The organism is Marmoricola endophyticus (assembly GCF_014644415.1).
Taxonomy (GTDB): Bacteria; Actinomycetota; Actinomycetes; order Propionibacteriales; family Nocardioidaceae; genus Marmoricola; species Marmoricola endophyticus.
On sequence record NZ_BMKQ01000001.1, the window covers coordinates 2,427,850 to 2,435,885 of the forward strand.

The window sequence follows — 8,036 nt, forward strand, 5'->3', positions numbered from 1 at the left end:
TTCTGCCCGGACGCCTCAGCCGAGTCGGGACGCGATCAGCCGGCCGGCGTCGACCATCAGCGCCGGGTCGGCGGTGCGGTCCGGGTCGTCGGTCCGGGTCAGGACGGCGAAGACGATCCGGTCCCCGGCGGGGGTGAACAGCACACCGACGTCGTTCTGCGTGGCGTACGCCCCGCCGCCCGTCTTGTCGGCCGCCCACCAGCCGGTCGGCAGGTCCGCGCGCAGCTTCGTGACGCTGGTGGTGCTCCCCTGCATCACGGCGCGCAGCAGGTAGCGGTCCCGATCCGAGAGCGTGTCGCGCAGCAGGAGGCGCGCGTACGACGCCGCGATCGCCCGGGGCGTGCTGGTGTCGCGCTCGTCGCCGGGCAGCGCCTCGTTCAGGGTCGGCTCGGTGCGGTCCAGCCGGCTGGTGCGGTCGCCGGTGTCGCGCAGGAAGCGGGTGAGCCCGGCGGGGCCGCCGATCCGGTCCAGCATGATGTTGCCGGCGGTGTTGTCGCTGTAGCGCAGGCCGGCGTCGATCGCGTCTGCGTACGAGATCCGGCGCCGCTCGCCGGTGACCGGCGAGTTCTCGACGACGTCGGCGTCGGAGTAGCGCACGACCTCGTCGAGGTCGGTCCCGGTGCGCAGCACGGCCGCGGCGGCCAGCACCTTGAAGGTGGAGAGCATCGGGAAGCGCCGGTCGGGCCGGTGCGTCAGCCGGCGCCCTGACCCGAGGCGCTCGGCCCACAGGCCGAGCGTGACGTCGTACGTCGCCTCCAGCTCCGCGGCTGTGGTCGGTACGGCGGCGCCGGCCCGGGCGGTGCCGGCGAGCCCGGCGGCGAGCGCCGTGGCGACCCCTCCGGAGCCGAGCAGCGCGGTCCTCCGTGTCATGGAGCCCATCGGTTCCTCCCCCTGCTGGTTGTCGGTGGTCATGACTAGTGTGCAGATCGTGGAACCCTCCCTCGCGCTCTACCGCCGCTACCGGCCGGAGACCTTCGCCGAGGTGATCGGCCAGGACCACGTCACCGAGCCGCTGCGGGCGGCGCTGGCGGCCAACCGGGTCAACCACGCGTACCTCTTCTCCGGCCCGCGCGGCTGCGGCAAGACCACCAGTGCGCGGATCCTCGCGCGTGCGCTGAACTGCGAGAGAGCGCCGGTCCCCGACCCGTGCGGGGAGTGCCGGTCCTGCCGCGACCTCGCGCGCGGCGGGCCGGGGTCGATCGACGTGATCGAGATGGACGCGGCGACGCACAACGGTGTCGACGACGCGCGCGACCTGAGGGAGAAGGCCTACTTCGCTCCGGTGCGCGACCGCTACAAGGTCTACATCATCGACGAGGCGCACATGGTCACCTCGGCGGCGTTCAACGCTCTGCTGAAGCTGGTCGAGGAGCCGCCGCCGCACCTCAAGTTCATCTTCGCGACCACCGAGCCCGAGAAGGTGCTCCCGACCATCCGGTCGCGCACCCACCACTACCCGTTCCGGCTGATCCCGCCGCGCACCCTGTCGGCGTACCTCGCCACGCTCTGCGAGCAGGAGGGGGTACGCATCGACGCCGCCGCGCTGCCGCTGGTGGTGCGCTCCGGCGCCGGCTCGGCCCGGGACACGCTCTCGGTGCTCGACCAGCTGCTCGGCGGCGCCGGTCCCGACGGGGTGACCACCGAGCTGGCGACCGGGCTGCTCGGCTACACGCCCGACAACCTGCTCGACGAGGTCGTCGACGCGTTCGCCGCGGCCGACGGCGGCACGGTCTTCGGCGTGGTGGACAAGGTGATCGAGGCCGGGCAGGACCCGAGACGGTTCACCGAGGACCTGCTGCGCCGGCTGCGCGACCTCGTCGTGGTGGCCCAGGTGCCCGAGGCGGCCTCCTCGGGCCTGATCGACGGTCCGGAGGACTCCACCCAGCGTCTGGTCGACCAGGCCGCGCGGTTCGGCGCGGCCGAGCTGGTGCGCGCCGCCGACCTCGTGGCCGCCGGGCTGACCGAGATGCGCGGCGCCACCGCACCGCGGTTGCTGCTGGAGCTGATCTGCGCCCGTGTCCTGCTGCCGGGCGCCGACCACGGGTCCGAGGGGCTCGCGGCCCGGTTGGACCGGCTGGAGCGGCGGGTCAGCCCGGGCGGCATGCCCGCCCCGTCCGGTGCCGCGGCCGCTCGTGCGGCGATGGAGCCCGCCCGCGCCGCCGAGCCGCCCCCGGTGGTGGCGGCCCAGGGTCCTGCCGGTACGCCCGCCGCCGAGCCCGACCCGGCCCCGATCCTCGCCGACGAGGCGCCGGAGGAGGACGGGCCCGACCCGCGCCCCTGGGGCGAGGGCCGACCCGAGCCCGAGCGGCGCCCCGACGTCGAGCGTCCCCCAGCAGCCGACCGCGAGCCGCGAGCCGCGGAGGCTGACCCCGGTCCGCAGTCCCCGGAGGTCGAGTCTGTCGAGACCAGCAGCTCGCACCCCACGGAGCCCGACCGTGGGCCGCGGCCCACGGCGGTCGAGCCCGTCGAGACCAGCAGCCCGCCGGCTGACCCGAGCCCGCCACCCCCGGAGGTCGAGCCTGCCGAGACCACGACGGTCGCTGCCCCCGGCCTGACGCTGGCCGACGTACGCCGGATCTGGCCCGCGCTGCTGGACCGGGTCGCCGAGGCCCGGCGCTTCACCTGGATCCTGCTCAGCCAGAACGCCCAGGTCGTGGGGGTCGAGGGGACGACGCTGACGCTCGGGTTCCGCAGCGCGGGGGCGCACGACCGGTTCTTCGACGGCGGCAACGACGAGCTGCTCCGCCAGGCACTGATCGACGAGGTCGGCGCGGACTGGAAGGTCGAGGGGGTCACCGACCCCTCCGTCCAGCCCGGGGCCGAGCCGGCCCCGGTGGTCACCCGGCCCTCGGTCGGCGACCGCGAGCCACCCGCAGATCCGACTCAGCCGTCGACAGCAGCACCGAGGCCGGTGCCGACGTCGGCGCCGCCGGCGTCGCCCGCGGCCGAGCAGGCCCGGGCCGGCATCCAGCCGACGAGACGGCCGGACGGCGATCGCCCCGCGCCGGGCGAGCGCGAGGACGACGGCCCTGCCGACTCCGACTGGGACCCCTCCGACCCGGCGGCCGACGACAGCTCGGTCAGCGGGGCCGAGCTGCTGGCCCGGGAGCTGGGTGCGACGGTGATCGAGGAGATCCCGCACGAATGAGCCACACTCGACCAGACCCCGACCCGGGACGCACCTGTCCCGATCAGCACCGGAAGGCACCATGACCGACACTGGCAACCCGTTCGGCGAGGGCTTCGACCTCAACGCCCTCATGGCTCAGGCCCAGCAGATGCAGGAGGCCCTGGCGCAGGCGCAGGCGGAGCTGGCCGAGGCGGAGGTCGAGGGCAGCAGCGGCGGCGTGGCGGTGACGGTCAAGGGCACCGGCGAGCTGACCGGCGTACGCCTGACCCCCGGCACGTTCGACGGCTCCGACGCCGAGAGCCTCGAGGACCTCTCTGACCTGGTGGTCGCCGCCTACCGCGACGCCAAGGCGCGGGCGGACGCGCTGGCCCAGGAGAAGCTCGGACCGCTGGCCGGCGGGCTCGGCGACGTCACGGGCGGCCTCGGCGACGCCGGCCCGGGTGCCGCGCCGGGCGAGCTGCCCGGCGGTGGCGGACCCAGGATCGGCTTCTAGGTTGTACGAAGGCGCCCTGCAGGACCTCATCGACGAGCTCGGGCGGCTGCCCGGGGTCGGGCCGAAGAGCGCCCAGCGGCTGGCCTTCCACCTGCTGGCCAGCGACCCGGTCGACGTGCGCCGCCTCGCCGAGACGATGCTCGTGGTCAAGGAGAAGGCGCGCTTCTGCAGCATCTGCGGCAACGTCTCCGAGGACGAGCAGTGCCGGATCTGTCGGGACCCGCGCCGTGACGACGCGGTGATCTGCGTGGTCGAGGAGGCGAAGGACGTCGTCGCGGTGGAGCGCACGCGCGAGTTCCGCGGCCGCTACCACGTGCTGGGCGGGGCGATCTCGCCGATGGAGGGCATCGGCCCCGACCAGCTGCGGATCCGCGAGCTCCTCGCACGGCTGAACGACTCGGTGGTGCAGGAGATCATCTTGGCGATGGACCCGAACATCGAGGGCGACGCCACCGCGACGTACCTCCGAAGGATGCTGGACCCGATGGGGTTGACGGTGACCCGACTGGCCAGTGGACTGCCGGTGGGCGGCGACCTCGAGTACGCCGACGAGGTGACGCTCGGCCGAGCGTTCGCGGGACGTCGGGCAGCCCAGTGAGCGACGCGGCGAGGAGGACACGGTGACGCAAGGGGAGACGGCGCTGGACGCGGAGTCGCGCCAGCTGGCCGAGGAGGTCGCCGCCTCGGTGGCGGACTTCCTCCAGGCGCTGCGAGCGATCGCCCGCGAGGCGACCCCGGGCACGGCGGTCCCGCTGCTGCTGGTCGAGATCAGCCAGGTCCTGCTGACGGGCGCTCGGCTGGGGGCGCAGCGCGAGTTCACGCCGCGCCAGCGCTTCCAGCCCGACGTGGGGCCCGAGGCGGACGTCGACGACCTGCGGCTGCGGCTGGCCGAGCTGCTGGGCGACGTGGACACGTACAGCTTCGTCTTCGAGCCCTACGAGCCCGAGATCGTGGAGAGCCAGCTCTCCGACGACCTCGCGACGATGGTCGCCGACCTGGAGAACGGGCTGCGGCACTACCGCAACGGCGACGTGGGCGAGGCGCTGTGGTGGTGGCAGTTCTCCTACGTCAGCTCGTGGGGCAACCTCGCCGGAGCCGCGCTCAACGCGCTGCTCTCGGTCGTCTCGCACTCGGCGCTGGACGCCGAGATCGAGGGTGAGGACGAGCTGGTCGACGTGGCGTCCTCGGTTCTGGACAGCGCACCGCCCTCCCGCTGACCCCCTCGTAGAATCGACCGCGGTCACAGCAGAACCCCGAGTCGAGAAGGCTGGTCCACCCGTGGGCATCGTGGTGCAGAAGTACGGCGGCTCCTCCGTCGCCGACGCCGCCGCCGTCAAGCGCGTCGCGCAGCGGATCGTGGAGACCCGCAAGGCGGGGCACGACGTCGTCGTCGCGGTCTCGGCGATGGGCGACACGACCGACGAGCTGCTCGACCTGGCCGAGGGCGTGAGCCCCCTGCCACCGGCGCGTGAGCTGGACATGCTCCTCACCGCCGGTGAGCGGATCTCGATGGCACTGGTCGCGATGGCGATCGCCGACCTCGGCTTCACCGCTCAGTCCTTCACCGGCTCCCAGGCCGGCGTCATCACCGACGCCGTCCACGGCAAGGCCAAGATCATCGACGTCACGCCGGGGCGCATCTCCAAGGCGATCGACGAGGGCCACATCGTGATCGTGGCCGGCTTCCAGGGGGTCAGCCAGGACACCAAGGAGATCACCACCCTCGGGCGCGGCGGCACCGACACGACCGCCGTCGCGCTGGCGGCGGCGCTGGACGCCGAGGTGTGCGAGATCTACACCGACGTCGACGGGGTCTTCACCGCCGACCCTCGGATCGTGCCGTCCGCGCGCAAGCTCGACCGCGTGACGTACGAGGAGATGCTGGAGATGGCCGCCTGTGGCGCCAAGATCCTGCACCTGCGCTGCGTCGAGTACGCCCGCCGCTACGACATCCCCATCCACGTCCGCTCGTCGTTCAGCCGCCTCGAGGGCACTGTCGTCGCGGGCAGCATCACCGACGAGGCCCACCAGGAGGCCAGCATGGAAGCACCGATCATCGCCGGGGTCGCCCACGACCGCTCCGAGGCCAAGGTGACCCTGACCGGGGTGCCGGACAAGATCGGCTTCGCCGCCCGTGTCTTCGAGGCGCTGGCCGGGGCCCAGATCAACCTCGACATGGTGGTGCAGAACGTCTCCGCGGTCGCGACCAGCCGTACCGACATCTCCTTCACCCTCCCGCGCAGCGACGGGCAGGCGGCGATGCAGGCCCTGGCCGAGCTGCGCGAGGAGATCGGCTTCGAGTCGCTGCTCTACGACGACCAGGTCGGCAAGGTCTCCCTCGTCGGGGCGGGCATGCGCTCGCACCCGGGCGTGACCGCCAAGTTCTTCTCCTCGATCGCCGCCGCTGGCGTCAACATCGGGATGATCTCGACCTCGGAGATCCGGATCTCGGTCATCGTGGACGAGGCCGACGTCGACGCCGCGGTCGCCGCGGCCCACACCGCCTTCGACCTGGACTCCTCCGAGGTCGAGGCGGTCGTGTACGGCGGGTCCGGCCGATGAGCGGCGTACGTCTGGGTGTCGTCGGTGCCACCGGGCAGGTCGGTGTCGCGATGCGCCAGATCCTGGTCGAGCGCGAGTTCCCCGTCGAGGAGATCCGGTTCTTCGCCTCGGCCCGGTCCGCCGGGACCGTGCTGCCGTTCGGCGACCGCGAGGTCACCGTCGAGGACTCCGAGACCGCCGACCCGAGCGGCCTGGACATCGCCGTGTTCTCCGCCGGTGCGACCGCGTCGAAGGCGCTCGCGCCGCGCTTCGCCGAGGCCGGCGTCGTGGTGGTCGACAACTCCTCGGCCTGGCGGATGGACCCCGAGGTCCCGCTGGTGGTCAGCGAGGTGAACCCCGACGCCATCGACCTCGCCCTGTCGGGCAGGCGGATCATCGCCAACCCGAACTGCACCACCATGGCGGCGATGCCGGTCCTCAAGCCGCTGCACGACGCCGCCGGTCTCACCCGGCTGATCGCCTCGACCTACCAGGCGGTGTCCGGGTCGGGCGTCGCCGGCGTCGACGAGCTGGCCGGCCAGGTGGCCGCGGCGGGCGACAAGGCGCGCGAGCTGGCGTACGACGGTGAGGCGATCGCCTTCCCGGAGCCGGTGAAGTACCAGCGCCCCATCGCGTACAACGTCGTCCCGCTCGCCGGGTCGATCGTCCCCGACGGCCTCGACGAGACCGACGAGGAGCACAAGCTGCGCAACGAGTCGCGCAAGATCCTCGGCCTGCCCGAGCTGGCGGTCAGCGGGATCTGCGTGCGGGTCCCGGTCTTCACCGGTCACTCGCTGGCGATCAACGCGGAGTTCGCCGAGGCGATGACGCCGCAGCGGGCACGGGAGATCCTCGGCGGTGCCCCCGGTGTCGAGCTCGCCGACATCCCGACGCCGCAGCAGGCCGCCGGGAAGGACCCGTCGTACGTCGGCCGCCTGCGTACCGACCCCGGCGTGCCCGACGACCGCGGCCTGGCGCTGTTCATCAGCAACGACAACCTGCGCAAGGGGGCCGCGCTGAACACGGTCCAGATCGCGGAGCTGGTGGCGGCGAAGCTCTAGGGGAGCGCCGCCTCAGCGGTGCGTCTCCGGCCACCGCTCGTCGTTGATCCGGTTCGCCTCCGGCCCCATCCGGTTGCTCACCCACCAGCTCAGCGCGAAGGTGCCGGCGCCGAGCACCGGGACCACCGGGATCATCACCCAGCTGAAGATCACCGGCAGCAGGAACAGCATGACGACCACGACGACCAGCCCGACGCCGAGGAACGACATGCTCAGCGTCTCGGTCTGACCCCAGGCGCGCAGCACGGCTGCGCCGACGGCGACGCTCAGCGCGATGATCCCGATCACCAGGAAGATCCCCGCCGCGCCGGCGTTGTCGGTGCCGCGGATCGCCTCGGTCAGCACCTGCGCGAGGATCACGAGGAGCACGCCGACCAGGCCCGTGACCGCGCCGGTGATCGCGGCCGCGAGGTGACCGGGCAGCGCCGGGAGGCGTACGTCGGCGAGGCGCTGCAGCGGCGAGGGGCGGCGTACGTCTGCCTCGCTCGGTGCCGGCTCCTCCGTGGCCCGGCCGCTCGGCTCCCAGATCGCGGGGTCGGCGTCCAGGTCGGCGTCCGGGGTCGGGTCGGGAGCCGGGTCCGCCGCGCGCTGCTTCGAGCGCCGCCGCCGGAAGTGGCCGGCGAGGGTCGGCCGGGGCTCGGAGGACTCGGGGGCGGCGGCCTCGGGCGGGGCCGGGGTGTCGTCGTCCTCAGCGCTCGCCTCGGTCGGGGGTAGGACGCGCGTGTCGTCGGCGGGGGCGATGAGCTCGGTGTCGGCGGGTGCGTCGGTGGGGGTGGTCTCGACGTCCTCCCTCGCTGCGCTCGGTTCGGGC

The 8,036-nt window shown here is 73.3% G+C and carries 8 protein-coding genes; 6 read left to right on the forward strand and 2 right to left on the reverse strand.

What is annotated here, in order from left to right:
• Nucleotides 1-15: 15 nt before the first annotated feature.
• A complete protein-coding gene (gene bla / locus IEX42_RS11890; protein WP_188779957.1) occupies nt 16-912 on the reverse strand; it encodes a class A beta-lactamase in 897 nt (298 codons plus the stop codon).
• Between bla and IEX42_RS11895 the strand changes: the two genes are divergently transcribed.
• The 6 genes from IEX42_RS11895 (at nt 911) to IEX42_RS11920 (ending at nt 7,225) form a co-directional block, all read left to right on the forward strand.
• Nucleotides 911-3,148 (forward strand): DNA polymerase III subunit gamma and tau, encoded by a 2,238-nt coding sequence (locus IEX42_RS11895; RefSeq protein ID WP_188779958.1) that lies wholly within the window; start codon nt 911-913, stop codon nt 3,146-3,148. The genes bla and IEX42_RS11895 overlap by 2 nt on opposite strands.
• 61 nt (nt 3,149-3,209) lie before the next feature.
• Complete coding sequence (locus tag IEX42_RS11900) at nt 3,210-3,623, forward strand: YbaB/EbfC family nucleoid-associated protein (RefSeq protein WP_188779959.1); 414 nt, start codon at nt 3,210-3,212, stop codon at nt 3,621-3,623.
• Nucleotide 3,624: 1 nt separating this feature from the next.
• Nucleotides 3,625-4,221: a recombination mediator RecR gene (recR, locus tag IEX42_RS11905; RefSeq protein WP_188779960.1), complete on the forward strand. Its 597-nt coding sequence runs from the start codon at nt 3,625-3,627 to the stop codon at nt 4,219-4,221.
• A gap of 22 nt (nt 4,222-4,243) precedes the next feature.
• On the forward strand, nt 4,244-4,840 hold the full coding sequence (locus tag IEX42_RS11910) for a DUF5063 domain-containing protein (RefSeq protein ID WP_188779961.1): 597 nt from the start codon (nt 4,244-4,246) through the stop codon (nt 4,838-4,840).
• A gap of 61 nt (nt 4,841-4,901) precedes the next feature.
• On the forward strand, nt 4,902-6,185 hold the full coding sequence (locus IEX42_RS11915) for an aspartate kinase (RefSeq protein ID WP_188779962.1): 1,284 nt from the start codon (nt 4,902-4,904) through the stop codon (nt 6,183-6,185).
• A complete protein-coding gene (locus IEX42_RS11920; RefSeq protein WP_188779963.1) occupies nt 6,182-7,225 on the forward strand; it encodes an aspartate-semialdehyde dehydrogenase in 1,044 nt (347 codons plus the stop codon). Before IEX42_RS11915 ends, IEX42_RS11920 begins: the two co-directional genes overlap by 4 nt.
• A gap of 12 nt (nt 7,226-7,237) precedes the next feature.
• On the opposite strand, the gene IEX42_RS11925 is transcribed toward IEX42_RS11920, so the two are convergent.
• Nucleotides 7,238-8,036 (reverse strand): hypothetical protein (locus IEX42_RS11925; protein ID WP_373286190.1); only part of this gene is annotated, 799 nt, incomplete at its 5' end.